General features: G+C 61.3%; 19 protein-coding genes and 1 pseudogene. 13 read left to right on the forward strand and 7 right to left on the reverse strand.

Annotated features, from left to right (window positions below; translation table 11 throughout):
* A pseudogene (locus G0D83_RS10725) lies at window positions 1-279 on the forward strand (siderophore-interacting protein); the annotation flags it as partial.
* Window positions 280-719: 440 nt separating this feature from the next.
* On the forward strand, window positions 720-989 hold the full coding sequence (locus G0D83_RS10730; RefSeq protein ID WP_164193615.1) for a cytochrome o ubiquinol/quinol oxidase subunit IV: 270 nt from the start codon (window positions 720-722) through the stop codon (window positions 987-989).
* Between the two features lie 9 nt (window positions 990-998).
* Here G0D83_RS10730 and G0D83_RS10735 read toward each other — a convergent pair whose 3' ends face one another.
* Window positions 999-2417 (reverse strand): dihydrolipoyl dehydrogenase, encoded by a 1419-nt coding sequence (locus G0D83_RS10735; RefSeq protein ID WP_164193185.1) that lies wholly within the window; start codon window positions 2415-2417, stop codon window positions 999-1001.
* Window positions 2418-2571: 154 nt separating this feature from the next.
* Window positions 2572-3066, reverse strand: a complete 495-nt coding sequence (locus tag G0D83_RS10740; protein ID WP_255455836.1) for a ferritin-like domain-containing protein — start codon at window positions 3064-3066, stop codon at window positions 2572-2574.
* 617 nt (window positions 3067-3683) lie between these two features.
* Here G0D83_RS10740 and G0D83_RS10745 point away from each other — a divergent pair.
* Both G0D83_RS10745 and G0D83_RS10750 read left to right on the forward strand, forming a co-directional pair.
* Window positions 3684-4091 (forward strand): CBS domain-containing protein, encoded by a 408-nt coding sequence (locus G0D83_RS10745; protein ID WP_164193189.1) that lies wholly within the window; start codon window positions 3684-3686, stop codon window positions 4089-4091.
* Window positions 4092-4298: 207 nt separating this feature from the next.
* Window positions 4299-4481 carry a DUF3008 family protein gene (locus tag G0D83_RS10750; protein ID WP_164193192.1) on the forward strand — a complete coding sequence of 61 codons (183 nt, stop codon included), beginning with the start codon at window positions 4299-4301 and terminating at the stop codon, window positions 4479-4481.
* Between the two features lie 185 nt (window positions 4482-4666).
* Here G0D83_RS10750 and G0D83_RS10755 read toward each other — a convergent pair whose 3' ends face one another.
* Window positions 4667-5116 (reverse strand): LysE family translocator, encoded by a 450-nt coding sequence (locus G0D83_RS10755; RefSeq protein WP_164193195.1) that lies wholly within the window; start codon window positions 5114-5116, stop codon window positions 4667-4669.
* Window positions 5117-5281: 165 nt separating this feature from the next.
* On the opposite strand from G0D83_RS10755, the gene G0D83_RS10760 reads away from it, so the two are divergent.
* The 7 genes from G0D83_RS10760 to G0D83_RS10790 all read left to right on the forward strand — a co-directional run bounded on the left by G0D83_RS10760 (window position 5282) and on the right by G0D83_RS10790 (window position 13731).
* Window positions 5282-5767, forward strand: a complete 486-nt coding sequence (locus tag G0D83_RS10760; RefSeq protein ID WP_164193198.1) for a ferritin-like domain-containing protein — start codon at window positions 5282-5284, stop codon at window positions 5765-5767.
* A 311-nt stretch (window positions 5768-6078) separates the two neighbouring features.
* Window positions 6079-6579, forward strand: coding sequence for a 2Fe-2S iron-sulfur cluster-binding protein (locus tag G0D83_RS10765; protein ID WP_164193202.1), 501 nt, complete (start codon window positions 6079-6081; stop codon window positions 6577-6579).
* Window positions 6576-7547: a xanthine dehydrogenase family protein subunit M gene (locus G0D83_RS10770; protein ID WP_164193206.1), complete on the forward strand. Its 972-nt coding sequence runs from the start codon at window positions 6576-6578 to the stop codon at window positions 7545-7547. The genes G0D83_RS10765 and G0D83_RS10770 overlap by 4 nt, the downstream gene beginning before the upstream one ends.
* On the forward strand, window positions 7544-9733 hold the full coding sequence (locus G0D83_RS10775; RefSeq protein WP_164193209.1) for a xanthine dehydrogenase family protein molybdopterin-binding subunit: 2190 nt from the start codon (window positions 7544-7546) through the stop codon (window positions 9731-9733). The genes G0D83_RS10770 and G0D83_RS10775 overlap by 4 nt, the downstream gene beginning before the upstream one ends.
* Before the next feature lie 206 nt (window positions 9734-9939).
* A complete protein-coding gene (locus G0D83_RS10780) occupies window positions 9940-10632 on the forward strand; it encodes a gluconate 2-dehydrogenase subunit 3 family protein (RefSeq protein ID WP_164193213.1) in 693 nt (230 codons plus the stop codon).
* A gap of 3 nt (window positions 10633-10635) precedes the next feature.
* Window positions 10636-12405, forward strand: a complete 1770-nt coding sequence (locus G0D83_RS10785; RefSeq protein WP_164193216.1) for a GMC family oxidoreductase — start codon at window positions 10636-10638, stop codon at window positions 12403-12405.
* A gap of 12 nt (window positions 12406-12417) precedes the next feature.
* Window positions 12418-13731, forward strand: a complete 1314-nt coding sequence (locus tag G0D83_RS10790) for a cytochrome c (protein ID WP_164193219.1) — start codon at window positions 12418-12420, stop codon at window positions 13729-13731.
* Between the two features lie 30 nt (window positions 13732-13761).
* On the opposite strand, the gene G0D83_RS10795 is transcribed toward G0D83_RS10790, so the two are convergent.
* The 3 genes from G0D83_RS10795 to G0D83_RS10805 all read right to left on the reverse strand — a co-directional run bounded on the left by G0D83_RS10795 (window position 13762) and on the right by G0D83_RS10805 (window position 18239).
* The gene (locus tag G0D83_RS10795; RefSeq protein WP_370457224.1) at window positions 13762-15123 is read right to left on the reverse strand and encodes an APC family permease; all 1362 of its coding nucleotides are present in this window, start codon (window positions 15121-15123) and stop codon (window positions 13762-13764) included.
* Window positions 15120-15389: a hypothetical protein gene (locus G0D83_RS10800; RefSeq protein WP_164193223.1), complete on the reverse strand. Its 270-nt coding sequence runs from the start codon at window positions 15387-15389 to the stop codon at window positions 15120-15122. The genes G0D83_RS10795 and G0D83_RS10800 overlap by 4 nt, the downstream gene beginning before the upstream one ends.
* A gap of 708 nt (window positions 15390-16097) precedes the next feature.
* Window positions 16098-18239 (reverse strand): VCBS repeat-containing protein, encoded by a 2142-nt coding sequence (locus G0D83_RS10805; RefSeq protein WP_164193226.1) that lies wholly within the window; start codon window positions 18237-18239, stop codon window positions 16098-16100.
* A gap of 583 nt (window positions 18240-18822) precedes the next feature.
* Here G0D83_RS10805 and G0D83_RS10810 point away from each other — a divergent pair.
* Window positions 18823-21081, forward strand: coding sequence for an FG-GAP-like repeat-containing protein (locus G0D83_RS10810; RefSeq protein WP_164193230.1), 2259 nt, complete (start codon window positions 18823-18825; stop codon window positions 21079-21081).
* Window positions 21078-21674, forward strand: a complete 597-nt coding sequence (locus tag G0D83_RS32740; protein WP_370457225.1) for an H-NS family nucleoid-associated regulatory protein — start codon at window positions 21078-21080, stop codon at window positions 21672-21674. The genes G0D83_RS10810 and G0D83_RS32740 overlap by 4 nt, the downstream gene beginning before the upstream one ends.
* Here the strand turns inward: G0D83_RS32740 and G0D83_RS10820 are convergent.
* Window positions 21661-21984: a hypothetical protein gene (locus tag G0D83_RS10820; RefSeq protein ID WP_164193233.1), complete on the reverse strand. Its 324-nt coding sequence runs from the start codon at window positions 21982-21984 to the stop codon at window positions 21661-21663. The two genes, G0D83_RS32740 and G0D83_RS10820, sit on opposite strands and share 14 nt — an antisense overlap.
* Window positions 21985-22673 lie beyond the last annotated feature (689 nt).

Consider the following 22673-nt stretch of genomic DNA (forward strand, 5'->3'; position numbering starts at 1 on the left):
GCCAACCCAGAGGCAACGGGACACATCACGCTCTACACCGACGCCAAGGGCATAGCCTACCCCTTGCCCGATCATCCACGGCTGCAGATCGATTACGCCGCGCCGGCACGTCGTAAGGACATGGGACAGGACGCGAAGGACGCGATTGCCGAGGAGCGGCATATCTTCCTCTATTTCGCGGGAGAGCGGGAGCTGGCCACATCTGTTCGCTCCGCCTGGCGCGCCTCGGGCCGGCGTCCGAAAGACGCCTATATCTCGGCCTTCTGGCAGAAGACATAAAAGCCCGCGGCCTCGCGTCACCTAGGGAGAGGCTTCTCATCTCGGCAGAGATGACCCGTCAAATCCGATTCGTGCCTATCCTTCGCGCTTAGGGGCAACGAACCTGGTGACTGCCAGCGCCTTGATCTGGGACGGGCGCCGCGCGGAGCGGTGCTCGAAGGGTCAGTTGGAGTGCGCCGTCCCGCTAGGTCGGCTTCCTCCGTATACTGCATCACCAGGATGGCGAGAAGGTCGATAGCTACTGCGAGGAGCACGCCTGAGGGCCGATTTGTGGAGCCGAGGATGATGCTCAGGCTGCCACCCTACCCTACTCTGGATTCGTATAAGCGCCATTGCGTTGGAATGTACCTGTTCGCAGTAGTCCAGTGAGCGAGGGCAAACGCAAATACTAACTTGCCGAGAGCGAAGACCTCGGGCGCGGGGAAGAACTACGTTGATATCTGCTTGGCGCGGCGTGGACGCTCCTGCTGACACTCGTGTCCTTTGCCGTGGTCGCCTTCGGGAGCTTCGAGAGGGCCGCCACACTCATCACCGTATCCGTTCTGGCACTGGCGCAGATCGCGGCACATTTCCGCTTCTTCCTGCACATCGACCTGTGGAGATCGCACCGCGACGATCTGATGCTGATCCTCTTCACGGCGCTCATCATCCTTCTGATGGTCGGCGGAACGAAATGGATCCTTTTCGACCAATGGTCGAGGATGATGTGATCCCCGGGTTCAGTCCTCGGACGCACCCCCATCCGAGCCAGGCAGTGGTTCGTCATTCCGCTGCCACGGTCGCGATAGTCCGGCCTGTCGGCAGACGTCCCGCAGCGCCATCTGCAGCCCCTCCTCGATCACCGGATGATAGAACGGCAGATCCAGCATGTCAGAGGCCGTCATCTCGCACTGGATCGCCCAGGCCAGCAGGTGCGCCAGATGCTCGCCACTCGGGGCGCAAAGCGCCGCGCCGGTCAGCCGCCCGTCTTCGGCGCTGGCATAGATGCGGGCCAGGCCTTGCGCCCGGCCTTCCACCCTGGCGCGGCCCTGATTGCCATAATCCACCTCGCCGCATACATACTCCGTGCCGTCCGGGATCGCGCCGATGACCGCGGCTTCCGGCCGCGTGAAGGCAATGCTCAGCGGCACTTTGCGGGACGTTCTGCGCACATCGGGCCAGGCCGCTGCATTGCGTCCCGCCACCGTGCCCTCGTCGGACGCCTCATGCAACAACGGCCGGTCATGGTTGGCGTCTCCTGCGATGAAGATTGGCGCATCGCCGCATTGCAGGGTGCCCGGATCGAAGACTGGTGTGCCGTGATCGTCGAGCTCCAGCCCGGCCTTCTCCAGATCGAGGGCGGAAAGGTTCGGCGGGCGGCCGGCGGCAATCAGCAGCTTCTCGAACCGCGTCTTTCCCCCGTCCCATGTGAGGGCGGCCCCCGTATCGCTCGCGGAAGGGTCAGGCTTGCAGTCCAGATGAATCGGGAATGACTCGGTCAGTATCCGGTGCAGCGCATCGCTGGCCTCCGCAGGCAGCCCAGCCAGCCGGTCGCCCGCGTCAAACACCTCCACCCGCACACCCAACCGGTGCATTGCCTGCGCCAATTCCAGCCCCAGTGGACCCGCCCCGATGACTCCAACGCTCTCTGGCAGATCCTCAAGCTCGAAGATTGTCTCGTTGGTCAGAATGTGATCCTTCACCGCCTCATACGGCTTGGGCACTGCCGGACTGGCCCCCGTGGCGATGACCACGGCCCGCGCTTCGACGCGATCGCCAGTATCAAGCGCCAGAACGCCCGGAGCTTCAAAGCGCGCTCGGGCCGTCAGGCAGGTGCCCTTGGGCAGTTCTTCTATGGACTGCCGCACCCCTCGGGCGAAATCGTCGCGCAGCAGACGCACCCGCTCCAGCACGGCCCGCCCGTCTATTACGGGTTCGGCTGTGACGCCGAAATCTATTGCCTGTCGCACCGCTTGGGCGGCGTCCGCAGCAGCGATCAACAGCTTCGAGGGCATGCAGCCAACCGTTGCACAGGTGGTTCCCGCAAAGACCGGGTCGATCAACAGCGTGGTTGCACCTTCCTTGCGGGCGTGGCGCTCCGCGGCCAGACCCGCGGTTCCCGCGCCGATCACCGCGACATCCGTGGTGTAAGTGGCCATTCCCTTCTCCTTCCGCTTGCACGCCCAACCCCCTGCACGGGGCGGAGTTCCCCGGCTGGGCCAAGGCTGTGCAATGGCTGGGGTGCCCCGGGCGCCCCAAGCTCCCGGGACACCGGCGGCGCGAAGACGTCGCACGGCCGCCGGTGGTGCAGCGTCAGGCAGCTTGGTTCAGGCGCATCTCCGCAACATTGGTGAGCTTCTCGTCAGCGGCCTTCTCTTCCTCAAGGGTCTTCTTGAAGATCCCGGCACACTCCGATCTCCCAAGCTCTTCGGACCATGCGATGAGGGTACCGAAGCGGGTCATCTCGTAGTATTCCACCGCCTGCGCGGCGGCAGCCAGAGCGGCGTCCAGCACGTTCTGGTCGGCGATGTCGCCGGCTACGTCGTTGGCTTCCTTGATAATCCCGTCGATTGCCGGACAGGTGGTGCCCTTCGGCTCCTCGCCGATACGACGGAATACCTCTTCCAACCGTTCCACATGGCCGTGGGTTTCTTCGAGATGCCCCTCGAAGCCCTTCTTCAGATCGGGATTCCTCGCCTTCTCGATCATGTCAGGCAGTGATTTCTCGATCTGCCTCTCGGCGTAGTAGATGTCTTGCACCATGTGCAGATATAGGTCTTCGAGAGTTTCGATATCTTTGGAAAACAGTGCCGTTGTTCGTTCCTTTGCGTTGAGTGAAGGTTGCCTTTGAACAGGGCCCGTAGAGCAATGTTCCCGACTCCGCGCATCGCAGCGCGGAACATCCGCTACGGTCGGCCGTTCTCCTACCATCTCCACCCACAACCGCAGGGCCGCCGCCCAGGCCGGCATCGGAAAGGAAACGACATGGTCAGATTTCTACTCGGCGCCGCGGTCGGTCTGCTCGCCTACCGTGTCTGGAAACACAGCCGGCCGTCGCCGCCGTGCGAGGTGCGTGACGCGGGTCCCTCCCAGATGCGCAACCCGCCCCGCCGATGGGATTTGGTCGACGAGACGGCGGATGAATCCTTTCCCGCCAGCGACCCGCCCGGCACTTATTGATCCGAGGCCCAGCCTCAGTTCCCGAACCGGCTCGCCGTCTCCTTGACAAAGGCCACGGGCGCGTGAGGCGTGATCAGCGAGAACCCTAACTGCCCACCGGGTGGCGTCATGGTTGTCGCCGATTCCGGATCATCGTCCGATGCAGCGAGACTTGCTGAAACCGGCTCAGGAACATTTGCGCCGCCTGCCTGTTCTTTGATGCGATGCGGGCCGATATTCCGCAACTGCAACCGAAGGAGGACACCATGCAGGTCAACGAAGTCATGACACCGCACACGGTTACGCTGACTCCGGAGCAAACGCTGAAGGACGCTGCCGAGATCATGCAGCGTATCGAAACCGGCTTCGTGCCCATTGGGCAGGACGAACGTCTGGTCGGGACCATTACCGACCGCGACATCGTCATCAACGGGCTCGCACAGGGGAAATCGACCGACGCAGCGGTCGGCGAGGTCATGTCGCGCGACGTGCTCTACGTATTCGACGATCAGGAAGTCGCCGAGGTCGCGCGCAACATGGGTGAGAGCCAGGTTCGCCGCATGCCGGTGGTTGATCGCGACAAGCGATTGGTGGGCATCGTGTCGCTCGGCGACCTCTCCACCGACGGAGATCCATCCGCCGCCGGCGTCGCTCTCGAACAGATATCGAATTGATCGGCGACGCCGCTGCCTCCACGTGCATTCCTGTGCGCGGAGGCGGCGTTGCCTCTCTCCTCGTCCCCGGCGAACCGGGACACTGGAGAACCATCCGCGGGCGGACCATGACCCGCTAAAACAGAGCTGATCGCGCCGAACCGGCGACAATTCGCGGGCGGGAAACATTCTCGCGCCCCCCTAAAACACAGATGAGGATGAACCACCATGCCTGCAAAATCGAAAGCTCAGCAAAAGGCCGCAGGGGCCGCCCTTGCCGCGAAACGGGGTGAAATGAAGAAAAGCGACCTGACGGGTGCAGCCCGCGAGATGTACGACTCCATGTCGGAAAATCAGCTTGAAGACTTCGCGGGAAGCGACCGGAAAGGAAAGCCCGAGCACAAGGGATGACCTGGCTCAGGTCACGCTCAGACTGCTGTTGATCTTCCGGACCTCGCGAGCAAGATGGCAGCGGCAACCACGAGCCTTGCAGATGCGCGGTTCAGGATGCGTCGTTTGAGTGGCGTCAGGGCATGAGTTCCGAACACGGTCCCGGCACTGACCCAAAACAGCGCCGCAAGCCCCTCGGCAACGAGTTAGAGCGCGCCGAGCGTGAGGAACTGGGGTGTCACCGCCACGGTGTGATCCACGAACTGCGGAAGAAATGATGTCAGCAGCAGGTAGGCCTTGGGATTGCCCATCAGGGTCCAGAACTCGCGGCGCATGAGGCGCGAGGTGGTGGGGATCACGATCTCGGTGGAAAAATCGGCCCGCCAGAACTGCCAGGCGAGAAACAGAATATAGAGGACACCGAGCCACTTCAGGGTCACGAAGGCGAACTCCGACGTCCGCAGGATCGCGTCCAGCCCGAGTGAAACGAGGACGACAAGAACCGTCCAGGTCGCGATGCGTCCAAGAACACCGATGGCAGCGCGCCGCCAGCCTGAGTTGGCTGCCGAGGTGAAGGCCAACAGATTGTTCGCGCCCGGCGAGGCACCCAGCGCAAGCGCTGCCGGCAGGAAAACCAGAATGTGATGGAGCATCATGAGGGGCGTTGTTCCTTTGCGGGCAAGGTCACGAGGAGGCGTAACACGCAATAACGGGAATGCCACCCTTCAGGAACATCTGAACCGTTGCACTGTTCCCAGATGAGGACGGGCGGCGCCGTGCAAACCGCGGCCCGCCCCGAATACCGAATGGAGGTGCCCCGAATGCAACCCGACGACCTGAAAGCCCTTTACCGAACGGAACTGCAGGAAGCCTGCTCTTTCGAGGCCCAGTTCACCAACGCGCTTCCCCGCCTCGCCGAAAAGGCCGAGCACCTGAATCTGCGCAATCACCTGTCTGAGGAAATCGCCACCATGCAGAAGCGCGGCGAACACCTTTGCGGGCTGCTCGAAGTGCACGATGCCAAAGATGAAAACCACACCGATGGATCCATGCAGGCGATCTTGCGCGAAGCGCGGGACTGGGCCGAGGCCATCGCCAGTCCGGCCGTGCGCGACGCGGCACTCATCGCCTCCCTCCAAAGGGTGCTGCATTATGGTATGGCGGTCCATGGATCGTTGGCCGGATGGGCTCGTCAACTGGACCTTGAAGACAGGCAAATCCTCGAAAACGCTGTCGAGGAAGAGCGCCGCGTTGACGCCCGCCTAACCCAGATCGCCCAAGAGCTCGTCAACCGCAAGGCCGCGTGAGCGGGGGCAGAAATGGCCCTATAGACGATTTTCGGCGGCACCAAATTTCCTGGCAGTCGCATCGTTCGCCACCTTTCGGCAGAGGGCCACCCGGTTCGTGCGATTGCCCGATCTCCGTCATCGCACGTCTCCGGAGCGTGCAGTCTGAGGCATCAGGGGAACAAACCGCTCTCGCACCTGTTTTTCCATCACAACCACGACACATCAAAGCGCTGTGTCTCACCGGACTCGCGGCCTCTCCACGCGGCGGCCCTTCGCGCCATCCCTGCCCCGCGCCCTCGCGCTGGTGGCTCCGACAGCAAGGAATACCGATGCAAACCACACTCACCGTGAACGGCACCCGCCACCAGCTCGATCTGGACCCGCGGGTGACCCTGCTCGACGCCCTGCGCGATCACATCGGATTGACCGGCGCGAAAAAAGGGTGCGACCATGGCCAATGCGGCGCCTGCACCGTTATCGCGGACGGGCGGCGCATCAACGCCTGTCTCACCCTCGCCGTCATGCACGACGACGCCGAGATCGTAACCGTCGAAGGGTTGGCCGAAGGCAAGACCCTTTCGGCCATGCAACAGGCCTTTCTCGACCACGATGGTATGCAATGCGGCTACTGCACCCCCGGCCAGCTCTGCTCGGCCACCGCCATGCTGGAGGAAGCGCGGGCGGGGCGCGCCAGCCACGTGACCGAAGACCTTGAAGGCACGACCCGGCTGACCCGCGACGAGATCACTGAGCGCATGAGCGGCAACCTCTGTCGTTGCGCGTGCTACTCCGGCATCGTGGCGGCCATTGAGGAGGCCGCGGCGGAATGAGACCGTTCGACTATCACCGTCCCGACACGTCCGATGACGCCCTGAAACTCGGCGGCGAGGAGGCCGCCTTCATCGGCGGCGGCACCAATCTTCTCGACCTGATGAAGCTGGAGGTCATGACCCCCGATCAACTGGTCGACATCAATCGTCTTGGTCTCGATCAGATCGACGAGGTAAGCGGCGGGATAAGAATCGGGGCCACCGTGCGCAATTCCGATCTCGCCGACGATGCGCGCATCCGCCGCAACTGGCCGGTCCTGTCCCGGGCCCTGCTGGCTGGTGCTTCGCCGCAGCTTCGCAATCGCGCGACCACCGCCGGCAACCTGCTGCAGCGCAACCGTTGCCCATATTTCCAGGACATCGACGCGCCATGCAACAAACGTGTGCCAGGTTCGGGCTGCGCGGCGATCGGCGGCGAGCTACGCAACCACGCCGTGCTCGGCACTTCCGATCAATGCATCGCACTGCATCCCAGCGACATGGCCGTGGCGATGCGGGCGCTGGATGCAGAGGTGATCATCCGCGACGCGGGCGGCGGCACCCGCACGACCGGGCTGGCCGAGTTCTACCGCCTGCCCGGAGACACGCCGCATATCGAAACCACACTCGCCCCTGGCGAGCTTGTCACCGCCGTCCATCTGCCCGCACCTGCCGGTGACCGCCAAATCTATCGCAAGGTGCGCGACCGCGCCTCCTACGCCTTTGCACTGGTCTCCACCGCCGTCGTGCTGCGGATGGAAAACGGCAAGATCGCCAGCGCCTCCCTCGCGTTCGGCGGCCTTGGCACCCAGCCCTGGCGCGACCCCGAGGTCGAGGCGCTTCTGACGGGAGAGGCCCCGTCCGAAGCACTCTTCGACAAAGCGGGCGAACTGCTGATGAGGGACGCCGAACTGCGCGAGGGTCTGGAATTCAAGAAACCGCTCGCACAACGGGTGCTCAAGGCGGTGCTGACGGAGGTGACACAATGACGCTCGAGTATCAGATCGACGGCCCGGAGAATGACGGGTTGACGAAACCTTCGCCGGGCGGCCCCCTCGGTGCCGATATGGAGCGGCGGGACGGGCGCGACAAGGTGACCGGGGCTGCCCGTTATGCCGCCGAGCACGTGCCGGCAGGGCTTCTGCATGGCGTCCTGAAAGGCGCGCCCGGGCTTGGCGCCGTGCGACTATCAAATGCCGAAGAGGTTGGGGCAATACCGGGCGTCCGGCTGGTGTTGCAGGACGAACGCATGATCCGCAATGCGGCTCAGGGAACCGCGGGCGAGGCCCCGGTCCAGGGCGTGAGCAAGGCCGAGTACGTCGGCCAGCCCGTCGTGCTCGTCGTGGCCGAAAGCTTCGAGACCGCTTGGCACGCCGCCAACCGGCTCCAAATCTCCTGCGAAGGGGCCAGCCTGCCCGTTTTGCCGGAGAACGGTGAAGTGGATGACGACATGCAGGAAGAGGCGATCACCGGAGAGCCCGGGACCGCCTTTTCCGATGCCGAGGTTTTAGTCGATGAGACCTACACCACCCCCGCCCTCACCTCGGCCCCGATGGAGCCGCACGCCGCTGTGGCAGAGTGGCACGGGGACCGTCTCACCCTGCACGGCTCGCTGCAGATGCTGCGTTATAACCGCGCCGAACTGGCCGACAGCCTCGGCATCGAGCCGGAAAAGGTCCGCTTGCGCGCGCCATTCGTCGGCGGCGGCTTCGGTTCCAAGCTCGGGATTTCGGCAGATTGCGTCGCCGCTGCGCTTGCGGCGCGCGAGCTGGGCCAGCCGGTGCGGGTTGTTCAGCACCGCCGGCAGGTCTTTGAAATCAACACAAGGCGCTCCGAGACGCGACAGCGCATCCGCCTCGCTGCAGGGCACGACGGCAGGCTCACCGGACTTGGCCACGAAGCCCGCGTCTCCAACCTGCCGGGCGAGGAATTTTCGGAACCGGTGCTGCAGGGCAGCTACTTCGCCTATGCCGCGCCGAACCGGCTGCTGCGCAACGATCTCGTCCGTCTGAACCGCCCTGCCGCCGGATCGGTCCGCGCGCCGGGCGAGGCCGTAGGTGTCACCGTTTTCGAAGTCGCCATGGACGAGCTTGCGGGAAAGTGCGGGATCGACCCGGTCGAACTCCGCCTACGCAACCTGCCCGAGACCGAACCGGACAGCGACCGGCCCTTCTCGTCGCACCGCCTGGCGGATTGCCTGACCAAAGGCCGCGACAGTTTCGGCTGGGACGACCGACCTGCAGAGCCGCGCCAACGGCGCGAGGGCGAGTGGTGGATCGGCACGGGCATGGCCGCGGCGGTCCGCGTCAACATGGTGATGCCGGCCGAGGCCCGCGTCCGGCTGACCCCTGATGGGCGCGCCGTGGTGGAAACGGACATGACCGACATCGGAACGGGCACCTACTCGATCCTCGGCCAGATTGCCGCGGAGGGACTGGGGCTGGCGGTGGACGATGTTGACGTTTGCCTCGGCGACACTGATCTGCCGGCGGGCTCCGGCTCGGGCGGGTCTTTCGGGGCGGCCTCGACTGGCACGGCCGTCTGGCTTGCCTGTGAAGAAATCCGCCGCGAGATCGCTGGGCGCATGGGCTGCGACGCTCAGGAACTGACGCTTTCCGACCGCCATGCCGCCTGTGGAAACGACCGCCGTTCCCTGCCCGAAGTGCTGGCCGGCGAGCCGCTGTCCGGTCGGGGCAAACTGGAACCCGGCGAGGCGCTGGAGAAGGTGCGCCAGGCAACTTGGGGAGCGGTGTTTTCGGAAGTTGCCGTAAACGATGTCACTGGCGAAGTGCGCGTGCGCCGGCTGCAGGGCACCTTTGCCGTGGGTCGCGTGCTGAACCAGCGCACCGCCCGCTCGCAGGCGCAGGGTGGCATGACTTGGGGCCTCGGCCTGGCGCTCACCGAGGGAATGGTGCACGACCGGCGCGACGGTCACATCGTCAACCGCGACCTGGCCGAGTATCACGTGCCCGTTAATGCCGATGTGCCGCATCTGGATGTCCACCTGCTGGAGGATCTCGACCCATGGGCCGGCCCGTTGGCGGCCAAGGGCATCGGCGAACTGGGCATCTGCGGTTCGGGGTCAGCGATCCTGAACGCGATCCACCACGCCTGCGGCGTCAGAATCCGCGACCTTCCCGCGACGCCTGACCGGATCCTGTCCGGGCTGACATGATCTGCAAGGGCGGGTTCCGGCAGCTTTTCGGCGCCCCAAGGAACAGAAGGGCAAGCCAGCCCGTTGTCGACATGAGGAGAATTCGACCCATCAGACATTTCGTGCGCCTCTGCCCCGCCATCCGGCCCTGCCACGGCGATCGTGCACCGCCGCTGTCGAGACTGTGAGACCGACAGACGCAGCACGCCAGACCGGAGCAAGCCGAAATGACACCGAAATTCCTTCAAACCTCTCGCCGTGCCTTCCTGGGCGGGTCCGCGGCGGCGGCCGCGTTGAGCGCCCTCAGCGAACCGGCGCTGGCGCAGCGGAACCAGCCGCCGCTGGACCAATACGAACCAGTCTACCTGACCGCGGCCGAATGGGCCTTTGTCATGGCCGCCGTGGCGCGGATTATCCCCTCTGACGGCGACGGCCCCGGCGCGATCGAGGCCCGCGTGCCCGTCTTCATCGACCGCCAGCTTGCGGGTGATTTCGGGGCGGCCAGCGATCTTTACATGGAAGGCCCCTTTGCGCCCGAAGCCGACATGAACCTTGGCACGCAATCGCCGCTGACCCCGGCCGAGATCTACCGCCAGGGCATCGCCGCCTTCGACGCCTGGTGTCGCTCGGAACAGGGGGCCGCCTTTGGTGATCTGGACCCCGACGCGCAGGACGCCGCGCTTCAGGCACTGGCCGATGACGCGGTCGGGTTGAAGCCCGAGCTGCGCGAATTCTGGACGCTGCTTCTGCAGAACACCAAGGAAGGCTACTTCGCCGATCCCCGACACGGCGGCAACGCCGGGATGCAGGCCTGGGTTTATATCGGGTTCCCCGGCGCGCGAGCGAATTTTCACGAATGGGCCGGCCGGGACGAGGCATATCCCCTGGGTCCTGTCGATATCGCTGGCGAGAGGGCCTGAGACATGGCGCGGACAGATCCGAAGAAAGACGTCGTCATCGTAGGCCTGGGCTGGACTGGCGCGATCATGGGGATCGAGCTGGCCAGCGAGGGACTGGAAATCCTTGCGCTGGAACGCGGCCCAGACCGTTCGACGGTGCCGGATTTCAAGTATCCCGAGGTCATAGACGAACTGGAATACGGCATCCGCTTCGGTTTTATGCAGAAGCCGAAGAACTCGACCATCACGGTCCGCCGCACCGGCGACGAGGTGGCCCAACCGATGCGGCGGCTGGGGTCGTTTCTACCCGGTGATGGAGTGGGGGGCGCGGGCATCCACTGGAACGGCCAGACATGGCGCCCGATGGAGAACGAATATCGCCTGCGGTCCTATGTCGAAGAGGAATTCGGCGCCGATGCCATCCCCGAAGACATGACGATCCAAGACTGGGGTGTCACGGCGGAAGAGCTGGAACCCTACTATGACCGCTTTGAATACATGGCCGGGATTTCCGGGCAGGCCGGCAATATCAACGGCGAGATCATAGAGGGCGGCAACCCGTTCGAGGCCCCCCGCTCGCGCGATTACCCCCTGCCCCCGCTGAAACAGACCGTCGATGCCAGAATGTTCGCCGAGGCCGCACGGTCCATGGGCTACCATCCCTTCCCGCGTCCTGCCGCCAACGCGTCAGAGGCTTGGACAAACGAATACGGAATGCAGCTCGGTCCCTGCAACTTCTGCGGTTTTTGCGAACGGTATGGCTGCATCAACTATTCCAAGTCCTCGCCGCAGACCTGCATCCTTGACGCGCTGAAGCGCTATCCGAACTTCAGCTACCGGGTGAATTCCGAGGTGCTGCGCGTCGATCTGGCACCGGACGGTCAGACCGCCACCGGAGTCACCTACTGGGACGAAGAGGCGCAGGAAGAGGTCACGCAGCCCGCCGATCTGGTGATTCTGGCGGCCTACCAGCTGCACAATGTCCACCTGATGCTGCTGTCGGGCATCGGCGAGCCCTACGATCCGCAGAGCGGCGAGGGCGTGACGGGCAAGAACTATTCCTACCAGATGAACGGCGGCACGACGATGTTCTTCCGAGATGTCGACTTCAACCCCTTCGCCGGGGCCGGGTCCGTGGGCATGGCCATCGACGACTTCGCCATCAACCAGATCGACTTCGGCGCCGAAGGCTTCATCGGCGGAAGCTACATCGTCGCTGGCAATTCAAATGGCCAGCCGATCCGCGGCATCTCGCTGCCGGAGGGCACGCCCGAATGGGGCGCCGGGTGGAAGCAGGGGATCGGCGAGTGGTATGGTCATTCGATGAGCATCGGCTCGCACGGGTCCTGCCTGTCGTATCGGGACTGCCATCTCGACCTCGACCCGACTTATACCGACCGTCACGGACGACCGCTGATGCGGATGACCTTCGACTGGAAGCCGAACGACATCCGCATGACGCAGTTCATGAAGCAAAAAATCGACGAAATCGCACAATCGATGAACCCCGACAGCTGGCAGTCCAGCTTCAAGGGCGAAGGCGCACGCTATGACATCCGGCCCTACCAGACCACCCACAACGTCGGCGGGTCGATCATGGGAACCGACCCGAACACCTCTGCCGTGAACCGCTATCTCCAGGCCTGGGGGCAGCACAATGTCTTCGTGCTGGGCGCGGGCGCCTTTCCGCAGAACATCCAATACAACCCGACCGGCGCCGTCGGGGCGCTGGCCTACTGGGCGGCCCGGGCGATCCGCGAGGATTACCTGCCGAACCCCGGCCCGCTGGTCTGAGGAGGAAATGAAATGAAAACCCTTCTCAACATCGTGCTCGGACTGGTCGTGCTGGGGGGCGTCGCCCTGCTGGCATTTATCGCGGTCCCGGTGCAGCGCACGCCCCCCCAGCAAGAGGTGGCGGCTGACTGGCAACCCGAAGACGGCCAAGGCGAATACGCCATGCGCCTCGCCGATTGCGCGGCCTGCCACACGACGCCCGGCGGCGAGATGTTCGCCGGCGGGCGGGCTATCGAAAGTCCGCTCGGCACCATCTATTCGTCGAACGTCACACCCGACGACGCAACGGGGATCGGCGGCTACAGCCTCGATGACTTCCGCGCCGCGCTCTATGACGGCGTGCGCCCGGACGGCACGCACCTCTATCCCGCGATGCCCTACGAGAACTATCGCAAGCTCACCGAAGAGGACGTGCGCGCGCTCTTCCACTATTTCACCGAGGAGGTGGAGCCGATCCGCAACGACACGCGGGAAGCGGACCTTCCCTTCCCCTTCGATCAGCGCTGGACGCTCAGGGGCTGGAAATGGCTGGCGCTTGACGAACCGGGCTTCCGCGCGGATGCCGAGAATCCGGTTCTGGCGCGCGGGGAATACATCGTCGAAGGGCCGGGCCATTGCAGCGCCTGCCATACGCCGCGCAACGCCATCATGGCCGAGGCGGCAGTCGAGGCGTCGGACGAGGCCTTCCTCTCGGGAGGCAAGATCGCAGGCTGGACGGCCCCTGCCTTGCGCGGCGCTGGCAGCGCCATTGCCGGTTGGAGCCAAGAGGACCTGGTCGCCATCTTCTCGACCGGACGCAACGCCCATGCGGCGGTCAATGGCGAGATGCAACTGGTCATTCGGGACTCGACCCAATTCATGAGCGAAGATGACCTTGCCGCCATGTCGGCTTTCCTCGTGGGGCTGAACGATGGCGGCGCGACACCTGAACGCTCCGGCGACAGCACCGGGACCGAGGCCCTGATTGCCTCGGCCGACCCGGACATGCCTCTGGGGGCCCGGCTTTACATCGACAACTGCAACGCCTGCCATTTCGCCGACGGGCGCGGCGCCGACGAGGTCTTTCCCGAACTCGATGGCAATTCACTTGTGACGGCGGAAAGCCCGACGGGGTTGATCTCCATGATCCTGGGGGGATCGGAACTGCCCTCGACACCCAAGCGGCCCTACTCGCTGAGGATGCCCGGATTTGCAGGCCGGTTGACGGACGAAGAGGTGGCGGAACTGGCCAGTTTCGTCCGACAGGCCTGGTCCAACGACGCCGCGGCCGTCAGTGCCGATGACGTTGCAGACCTGCGCGGGGAGGCGGAAGCGAAGGTCGAGTGACCTCCGGAGGCCCGATGGATGCGCAGCAATTCATGCCTGGCGCATCCACAGGCGCGTCACCACCCAAAGCACCACACCGATCCCGATTAGCACGGCAGCGATGAGGTATTGAGCCGGGTCACGGCCCGTCCATGGGCCGACCAGGAAGGCACAGGTCGCCGCGCCAGCCACGGCCACCCAGACCGGTGTGCGGAAGTGGTCGTGATCGACCTTGTCACGCTTCAGCACCAGCACAGCCACGTTGACGACGGTGAAGACACCCAACAGCAGGAGAGCTGTCGTGCCGCCCAGTTCCGGCACGGCGCCGACGAAGGTGATCAGCCCAGCCGCCAGAAGCGTCGTGAAAATGATCGCCGTCACCGGCGTCTGTCGGGCCCGATTCACCTTTCCAAGGACGGCAGGGAGCACACCCTCCTCACTCATACCGTAGACGAGGCGACTGGCCATGAGCAGATTGATCAGCGCGGAATTCCCCACTGCAATCATGGTGATAAGGCCGAAAACCCATGGTGGGAACCCGGGGGCGCCCGCTTCCACGACCTTCAGCAGCGGCGTGTCGCCCTCGGCCAGATCGTCAATCGGAACGATTGAGATTGCGACAATCGACACCACAAGGTAAAGAACCGCCGCAATGGCCAGGCCACCAAAGAGCATCTTTGGGAAGGTGCGGCTCGGCGCCTTGGTTTCTTCAGCCATGTTCACGGAGTCCTCAAAACCGACCATGGCGAAGAAGGCCAGCGTCGTGCCGGCGATGACCGGCCAGAAAACGCCGTTCTCGTTGTCTCCGAATTCGAAGGCCTTGCCGATGTCGGCCTCGCCGTTGGAGAAAACCATCATGCCGATAACCACGATCATGATCAGCCCGGTCAATTCGATACACGTGAAGACCGCGTTCACCATGACGCTTTCTCCCACACCACGCATGTTTATAAGGGAAATCGCGCCGACAAAAACGAGGCCGATCAGGGTTACCGCCCAAGCTCCAAGGTCCAGACCGAACCCGGTCGAGAGGTTCTCAGCAAAGGCACGGGCGGCGGTAGACGAGGATGTCAAGCCAGAGGACATGACGGCGAAGGCAACGAGGAACGTGACAAAATGGATTCCGAAAGCCTTTTCCGTGTAAAGCGCTGCCCCGGCGGCCTTGGGATATTTTGTGACGAGTTCCAGGTAACTGCAGGCCGTCAGCGTCGCGACGACGAAGGCTACCAGGAATGGTAGCCAGACGATGCCACCCACCTCTTCGGCGACTTTCCCGGTCAGAGCGTAGATGCCGGTGCCAAGGACATCGCCTACAATGAACAAGAGCAGCAGACCGGGCCCGATCGCGCGCTTGAGCTTGCCTTTTTCGTCACCTGGAGCTTGCAAGGTGCCATTTTCGAGGGCATCGGTCACGGCAAGTCCTCCGCGATCGGGCGTCGCCCATGCTTGTCCTGCTCATGTTCGAGTATCCTCCGGACTTCTGCGAGCAATGCGGCAGCCCTGCCTTCGGGTTCGCCATGGTCCGCGCTCTCCGCCGCCAACTCGGTCAGGACCGAGTTCAGGAAGTTCGCTCTTCCGGTCCCGGAGTATCCTTCTTCGGCAAGGACCTCTTGCAGCTCTTGGGGGGAAATCCAATTCCCATCCCGCGTTCGCAATTTACGGCTGTTTCCCTGCGTCATGGCCCCAATCCTCCTGCAGGAGAAACGGCCTGTGACCGAAGCAGTTCCCCCCGGCGCGCGCCCTGCCTCCATGCGGCGTCTTTCCGCTCAGTCTATCCAGTCTTCGACAAGGGCAAGGCTGGGCATGAAAGATCGGTTTGCGTTCGGAATCCCGCACAGTGACCGAGACGGAATTTACCCCATTCTCGGGAAACGCATCCTTGGCAATCGGGGCCAATACCGCCAGGCGTGCCAGTGACCACGGTTATCTGACGGGACGCGCCCCTAGGAGACTGCCGCAAAGCGTGGCACAGGTCCGGCGCCTTTACCGCAACGTCAACTTCCGGCTTCGCGCCTGAACAGCGTGTCGCGAACTGCGCCGAGAGCGTGCGGTCGCGGGCGGGCTGGCGCCGGGCCGCGGCAAGGAAGGCGGCGCGCTCCTCGGCGTCGAGGTAGAGGCGCCTTCCGGCGGGATCATGCAGGCGCATTTCTGACATGATGAGCAGATTGCCCGAATTCTGTTTACTCGCAAAGCCTAAAAGCCGCCGCCGGGCGCGGGGCCTGGCGCGGCTGCGGAGTGAACACTATTGCTAATAGTGTTCACTCGTGTTCGGGGCGTTTGGGCGCTTGGCTATGCCAGTTGGTGGTCTTGTACGCGGCCTTCGCTAGTCTGCTCGCACCAGTGAGCGCCCGGTCGCATGTGCGCAACAAGGCCCTTTTATATGCAAATTATAAAGCGAACTCATCGAGGGCATGAAACACTCCTCGACCGACTTGAGGGGCCCCTGAATATTCTGATGTTACGAAGTCTTCGACTACCGGATCGCTCAACACAAAATTCCCAGCCCCGTCATTGACGAGCATACGGACACCATCTGAAATAATGAGAAGATCAAGATCACCATCGGCATCATAGTCCTCGGGAGCGAGGACAGAGCCGACAATACTGGCGTCGTAAGAGGCCTCCTCAAACTCTAGATCTCCACCACTGTCGACGATGTCAAAAACACGCAGGCCGCGGGGCACTCCGTATTCCTCGTCCATGTAGGCGGCCGTCACCACTTCAACTTTGCCATCGCCGTCAAAATCCCCCGCCGCTACCGAGCCGATCTCGCCGCCTTCGTAGTATTCTCCGTTGACAATGATACCCAGCCAGTCCCGCACATAGTAGCCGTTTCCATCATTGAGGTAGGTGTGAATCCCCCTCGCGTCGCCGCCAGCAATTACCAGGACATCAAGATCCGTGTCGCCGTCGAGATCGATCAACTGCGAATTCCCGGCCGGTGCCTCGCTAGGCATAATGGAATCTACATATGTCATGCCTCCGCTGCCGTCGTTGGTCATGACAATAACGGAGTTTCGATCATACCCATTGAGGACAACAGCATCTAGCAAACCGTCTCCGTTCATGTCTCCGAGCTTGGCTTCATTTCTGTTAGAACCCAACTCCAGATAGCTTCTGGCTTGGAGTGAAAAATTGTTCTGACCGTCATTCTCGAACACGTAGATCGACTCTGAATGATAGCTGCCGGCAAGGTAGTCGACATCCCCATCACCGTCTATGTCTCCAGCATCAAACGCCTTGAAGAGGTCATCTGGCAGCCTGGGAAATTCTGCCGCGTAGCCGTAGATTTCTACATCCATACGCTCAGTAGAAGATGCCCCGAGCGAAAAGTTTCCATGGCCATCGTTGAGGTAGACTTCCGTTGTAACGTCGTAGCTGAAGGGGACAGAGACAAGGTCTCTTGGAATTTCAGGAACCGATGTTGCGCTATGGAAGACCTTCAGGAAATCGTTGTAACCGTCCCCATTCAAGTCCGCACTCAGGAAGGCCGATCCACCCGACACTGAGCCATTCTGGCTGTGGGTCACATCGGTAGTGATGTTGGTCACGACCTCAGTGAAGGCTCCGGTACCATCGTTCAAAGCGACCACGATGTGATCGCCGTCTTCGTACCAGAGATCGGGTGGCTGTTGTGTCGGGGGATTTCCATTTTCAGAGACTTTGAAATTCAGACTGTCGAGACGAAGCGGCTCGCCCCCGTCACCGCGTCCGGCAAACTCAACCACATCTCCGGCCTCGAGCTCGAGGCCTTGAATGACGTGGGCTGCTTTGCTGGAATGGTTGGCGATCGAGCTTCCCGTGGAGCTATCCCAGAAAAAGCGATCAACCTCCTGCCCATTGATACTGATCCATAGCTCAGAGACCCCATCATGCTCGTCGAAGAAGTTGATGGTCAGATCGTATGTCCCCGACTGGTCCATTGTGAAATTTGCCCGGGCAAGATTTCCGCTGGAGTGCTGAAGAACATGATCGTTGGAGGCTGCGCCGTTTCTGACCACCTGAAAGCCGGAGATTACATTGAGGTCTTCGGCCTCGAGCGAAAAGTCCTGCGGATCTGAAACAGGGGTTCGTTCACTGACATCGAGGTAGTCGGTCCGAAGCGGTTCCCCTCCGTCCGCGGCCCCTCGCAGCTCGATGACGTCCCCTGGTTTGAGCAGAACCTGAGGAATGAACGCCTCCGCCTTGGAAGCTGCAGTGACTATGCTCGTTCCGTTGGTCGCGTTCCACTCAAAGGAGTGGACGACTTCACCGTTGACGAGGACCTCCATGATCGATTGGCCATCTGTCTCGTCGAAGTAGCCGACGGTTAGGTCGTAATATCCTCGTGCGCCGGCAAAGACGCCCCCTGCTTGTGAGGAGGCTGATGTGGCTTCCAGGTACCGGCCCCCAGATGGGTGCGGATTGCTTTTGGCCGCGAAACCGCTGCCCACCGTCAATGTTTCGGCTTCGGTTCGCCCCGCTGCGACGATCGGGGTGCTGGGAGCGAATTCAGGAAAATCGAAGATCGAAGAGCTGGTGGCAGGCATATCAAATCCCCCTAATATCAAGGATAAAATGGATGCGACTCAAATCTGCTTAAATGATATGCACGAAGGTTGACCATCTGGCTCTCTACGTCAAGCAGAGTATGTTGGCGGACGTAACTACGCTGGCGGGCATGTCATGACAGCGGTGTCGTGCATGTTGCGGAAATCAGCCAAATACCTTTTCCGAGTTCTCGTTTTGTGCTGCGAAAAGTCTCTAGCCGGCAGATCGGACATGAGACATTGATCAGTGGGCGACATCCCTCGCCGAACTGGTGCGGTCATGTCTGGGCTATCTATTGGGAGCTAGAGCGCGCCCCATTTATATATTCAAGGTCGGCAATCGCTCTAAGCTGAAAAGGTGGTCTTTTTCCGGGGAGCGCCGCGCGCGTGTCAGGATCATCCCCATGAGGTCAGATTTCAAATGCGTATTGATTGGGCTGAATGCCGCCGATTGGCGGGAGCCACGGACTAGAGATCCATTGACGTTGGCGGCGCGCGCAGGCAGCCTGCTTAGCATTCCAAAACGGCCATTTTTATAATTTATTGGAGCTTAGCAATGCCCAGTTCGGCGCTGCCATCCTCGATGGCGCTCTTCCCCGTCGCCCCGTTTTCCGCGTCGATCACATCAGGACGTACCGAAGCTGAGGACCTCTCGATCGGGTCAGGCTTCGGAGTTCGCAAGAACCCGCACCCTTCCGGAGGAGAGTACCTCCAGGCAACTGCGGCGAGCTCCGTAGCGGGCGGCACCTTCACTGGTGCGACTGGAACCTACGATCTCACGCTGGGTTACTTCGATGAGACCGATGGCGTCTCTCATCTCGAGATCGTGGTCAACGGCACAATCGTAGGCTCCTTCAACTGGGATTCCTTGTCCGGCGACGCCACCGTGACGGAGGCCTCCAAAGCTGAATTCAGGCTCCCCGGTATCACACTGACCGCTGGCGATACCATCGAGCTCCGCGGGACAATGGACGGCGGGGAGCCGCTGCGCATCGATTACCTCGATCTCGCGACAGGAGAAGGCGCCCCCGCCAGCGAGAGCTTCATGGTGGAGGCCGAGGACCTGGACATCGGACAGGGCTTCGAGGTCGTTCGTAATGGGGCTGCCTCAGGTGGCCTTAATCTGCAGCACACACACGGGGCGCTGGCGAGTGCATCCTACACAGTTGAGAAGGCCGGCACCTTTGACGTCACCATCGGCTACTTCGACGAAACTGATGGCGCCTCGGCGATGCGGGTGCTTCTGAATGGAGTTGAGATCGCCGATTGGACCTGGGATTCAGATGCCGGTGCCGCCATCGCGAGCAAAGCAAGCAGAACCGAGAAGGTGCTTGCGAACCTCGCGCTGGGCGAGGGGGATGTCATCACGCTCGAGGGCAATGGTGACGGCGGAGAGCCTCTGCGTTTGGACTTCCTGAAATTTGATGCCGTGGATGCCACCGAACCGGAGCCAACCCCATCGTTGGACTTCTGGTTCTTGCGTGATGGACAGGTGGTGTTGGCTCTCAATGATGGAGACGGAAATTTCTCTGAGAAGAACACCGGTATCGATGAGGGGGACTCCCGCGTGCTTGCGGCAGATTTCGATGGCGACGGTGATATCGACTTCCTCACCTGGAAGATCCTATCGGACCCCTTCCCACTACCGGCGTATAACTCAGATCCAGCAACCTACGAGTTCGAACTTCAGACGATTGTCTATTTGAACGATGGCTCTGGAAACTTCACATCCGCAATCCTTGAGGCTCAGTCCATTACGCACGATCTCGATCCGTTCTGGGTCGAGCAGGCCAGCAAATACCCGGAGGACACGTCGGCACCCTACGTGATAGCCAGCGATGACAGACGGGAGCTGCTTCTCAGGAACTTAATCGATATCCAAGATGCTGCGGACTACGACGGGGATGGCGATGTCGACCTGGTGGGTGTCGCTAAGGCGGCTGGAGGGTTCTTCATTCTTGAGAACGACGGCGACGGCACATTCGAGATGAAGCCGCCCGCTTTCCCCGGCATCTCTGAGGACTGGGTAGTCAATACACCATACACCATCGACTTCCTTGATGACCTGCGAAACGTCGTCAAGTTCGCTGACTTCAATGGAGATGAGCATCTCGACCTCCTCTTCAGTTCCGCTGGCAACATCTCCTATTCCTATATCTTGCTGAACGATGGAGCTGGGAACTTCGACTTCCTGGAAGCGCACTCGGCAAACGATGGGAATGTGCTCGAACAGATTGTTGATATCGATGCCGATGGGGACATGGATGTGTTCTCCAACACCGAAGGCGAAGGTGGTGGCATAGGTATTTTCGTGAATGGAGGCACGGGCGTCTCAGAGGAGCGGTACACGCCATCTGGGCATCGCATAAATCACGACCATTGGCCGTCAGGACGTGACTCTCTGTACAATGTTGGACCAAGCGCTGTTGCCAACTTTGATGATGACCCATGGGTCGAAATCGTGAATGCAAGCATTGAGAACTCTAAACTGGGTGCAGGCCTTCGTGTGATCGATTTGTCAAGGGAGGGTGATGACTTCCTCTTTGAGGTCCAGTCCCTGGATGAAACGATCACGGGCGACATCGTCGGAAATGGCGATTTCGACGGCGACGGCGACTTGGATGTCATCCTTGGAGTGCGTGACCTGTCAGGGGGTTACCCGGGTACGAGCGATCTCTATCTACTGCTGAATGATGGTAATGCTAACTTTTCGATGTCAGGCTTGCTGATCGAGGGCGTGGATAATTGGCACGAGTATCAGCCCTACTACTCAAATAGCGGAGCATATGCTTTCGGCTCTATCAGGACCGCTTACATGGACGATGCGATGACCATCGCATGATGGCTCCGGAGCTCAGCGGAGGTTCGCTTGCAATAGAACTGAGGTATCTTGATGATGACGGTTTCGAGGTCCAGATGCGTGAAAATTCACGCGTGACTGCGCTGGCCATTCGTGGAACCAACTTTATTTGTGTCAGCGCTCTTTTCGGGCGCATTATTGAGCTACGTCTCCTTTCAGTCAAAGTTGACTCATATCAACTTTCACGCAATCGTGGGTTGAATATGGGGTCAATAGTGTACATCAAGCCTAAAAAGAAAACGGAGACGATCATGGCCCTCGATATCAACCTGCAGGAAATGGACAAAGCCGAGCTCACAGAGCTGAGCAAGAAAGTGACCAAGGCCCTTGAGGACTACGATGCCCGCAAGAAGGTCGAAGCTCGCGCTGCCGCCGAAGCTCTGGCCAAGGAGCATGGCTACACTCTTACCGAACTTCTCGAAGCCGGTGGAACAAAAGGCTCCAAAGGCGCGCCGAAATATGCGGATCCGGCAAACCAAGCGAACACGTGGACCGGCCGCGGCCGTAAGCCCAAATGGGTGGAAGCGCATTTGGAAGCTGGTCACGACCTGGAAGAACTGGCTATTGCATCGTAAGCTGGCCTGCTGCCGAGCAGGCTGATTTGCCTTGCGATAGGACCCGCCCCGCAGCAGACTGCGGGGCGGGTCTTTCGTTTCGGGACGGTTGGCTTTTCCTGAACAAGATCACGTTGTCACGCCGCATGAAGACTTCCGCTCCCGTGGTGCCGATCTCTCGGAAGGCCGTTTCGAGCGCGATCTCGTCGTTCGAAAACTTCTGCTCCCAGAGATGGCTGGTCCCGTCGGGATCGACCACTTCGAGGGTCCAGGTTTCTTGATTTTCGTATCGGTAGATGTCGATGACGGAGTGATGGCGGTCTATCACCACGCATTGCGTCTTGCTTGAGCTAATCAGTCTTGCTTATGCTTCCGCCATCTGTAGAGAGCCCACCGTGCCATGCTCGCGCTGGGTCAGGATGGGGAAGGGGAATATCTGCGGTCAATGCGTAGAGGAGATCGACGTCGAGCTGTGACATCACTGCCCTATGTGAAATTCAGGATGTGCTCGATCCCTAATTTGAGTGTCCGAGCTCCTCCAGAGGCGCCCAAGCCAGATCACGAACTCTGAATCCGCCTTCTGAAAAAATGGTACCTACGGTTACCCAGATCCTGAAAGTGGGTAACCGTAGGTACCATTTTTTCAGAGAGTTTATGCCTGACGCATAAAGATTACGATCACTGAAACGTGAGTTATTCGTGAGCAACTCTTGCTCGAAAACAAGCAGCCTGAGAAATTTAGTCGAGAACCTCAGACGATTGTCTTCTGAAAGCCATCTCTCGGAACGACTGCATCATGGACCCTTTTGCGTTTTCATTCAGGCCAGTGCGGTGGTGGCCGGCCGGGTCGATCTGCTAGCTTCGCTGATCGATCGCTTGGTCGTCGGCCTCATGACGTTCGCGAGTTTTTTCGGCGGGGATGCGCCGCGTGAGACGCGTCGACGACAAAGGGTAGAACCAATTTGGTCGTTTCCGCGTTGATAAATGTCTTTAGGTTGTTGGATGTCATCACAAGGAGCG

This window comes from Salipiger sp. PrR003, from assembly GCF_010500785.1.
Classification (GTDB): Bacteria; Pseudomonadota; Alphaproteobacteria; order Rhodobacterales; family Rhodobacteraceae; genus Salipiger; species Salipiger pacificus_A.

What these genes read in the sequence shown, in the direction of transcription:
- G0D83_RS10735 (WP_164193185.1), bottom strand. Translation starts at nt 2,417, where the DNA reads ATGGCCACTTACACCACGGATGTCGCGGTGATCGGCGCGGGAACCGCG.
- G0D83_RS10745 (WP_164193189.1), top strand. Translation starts at nt 3,684, where the DNA reads ATGCAGGTCAACGAAGTCATGACACCGCACACGGTTACGCTGACTCCG.
- G0D83_RS10750 (WP_164193192.1), top strand. Translation starts at nt 4,299, where the DNA reads ATGCCTGCAAAATCGAAAGCTCAGCAAAAGGCCGCAGGGGCCGCCCTT.
- G0D83_RS10755 (WP_164193195.1), bottom strand. Translation starts at nt 5,116, where the DNA reads ATGATGCTCCATCACATTCTGGTTTTCCTGCCGGCAGCGCTTGCGCTG.
- G0D83_RS10760 (WP_164193198.1), top strand. Translation starts at nt 5,282, where the DNA reads ATGCAACCCGACGACCTGAAAGCCCTTTACCGAACGGAACTGCAGGAA.
- G0D83_RS10765 (WP_164193202.1), top strand. Translation starts at nt 6,079, where the DNA reads ATGCAAACCACACTCACCGTGAACGGCACCCGCCACCAGCTCGATCTG.
- G0D83_RS10770 (WP_164193206.1), top strand. Translation starts at nt 6,576, where the DNA reads ATGAGACCGTTCGACTATCACCGTCCCGACACGTCCGATGACGCCCTG.
- G0D83_RS10775 (WP_164193209.1), top strand. Translation starts at nt 7,544, where the DNA reads ATGACGCTCGAGTATCAGATCGACGGCCCGGAGAATGACGGGTTGACG.
- G0D83_RS10780 (WP_164193213.1), top strand. Translation starts at nt 9,940, where the DNA reads ATGACACCGAAATTCCTTCAAACCTCTCGCCGTGCCTTCCTGGGCGGG.
- G0D83_RS10785 (WP_164193216.1), top strand. Translation starts at nt 10,636, where the DNA reads ATGGCGCGGACAGATCCGAAGAAAGACGTCGTCATCGTAGGCCTGGGC.
- G0D83_RS10790 (WP_164193219.1), top strand. Translation starts at nt 12,418, where the DNA reads ATGAAAACCCTTCTCAACATCGTGCTCGGACTGGTCGTGCTGGGGGGC.
- G0D83_RS10800 (WP_164193223.1), bottom strand. Translation starts at nt 15,389, where the DNA reads ATGACGCAGGGAAACAGCCGTAAATTGCGAACGCGGGATGGGAATTGG.
- G0D83_RS10805 (WP_164193226.1), bottom strand. Translation starts at nt 18,239, where the DNA reads ATGCCTGCCACCAGCTCTTCGATCTTCGATTTTCCTGAATTCGCTCCC.
- G0D83_RS10810 (WP_164193230.1), top strand. Translation starts at nt 18,823, where the DNA reads ATGGCGCTCTTCCCCGTCGCCCCGTTTTCCGCGTCGATCACATCAGGA.
- G0D83_RS32740 (WP_370457225.1), top strand. Translation starts at nt 21,078, where the DNA reads ATGATGGCTCCGGAGCTCAGCGGAGGTTCGCTTGCAATAGAACTGAGG.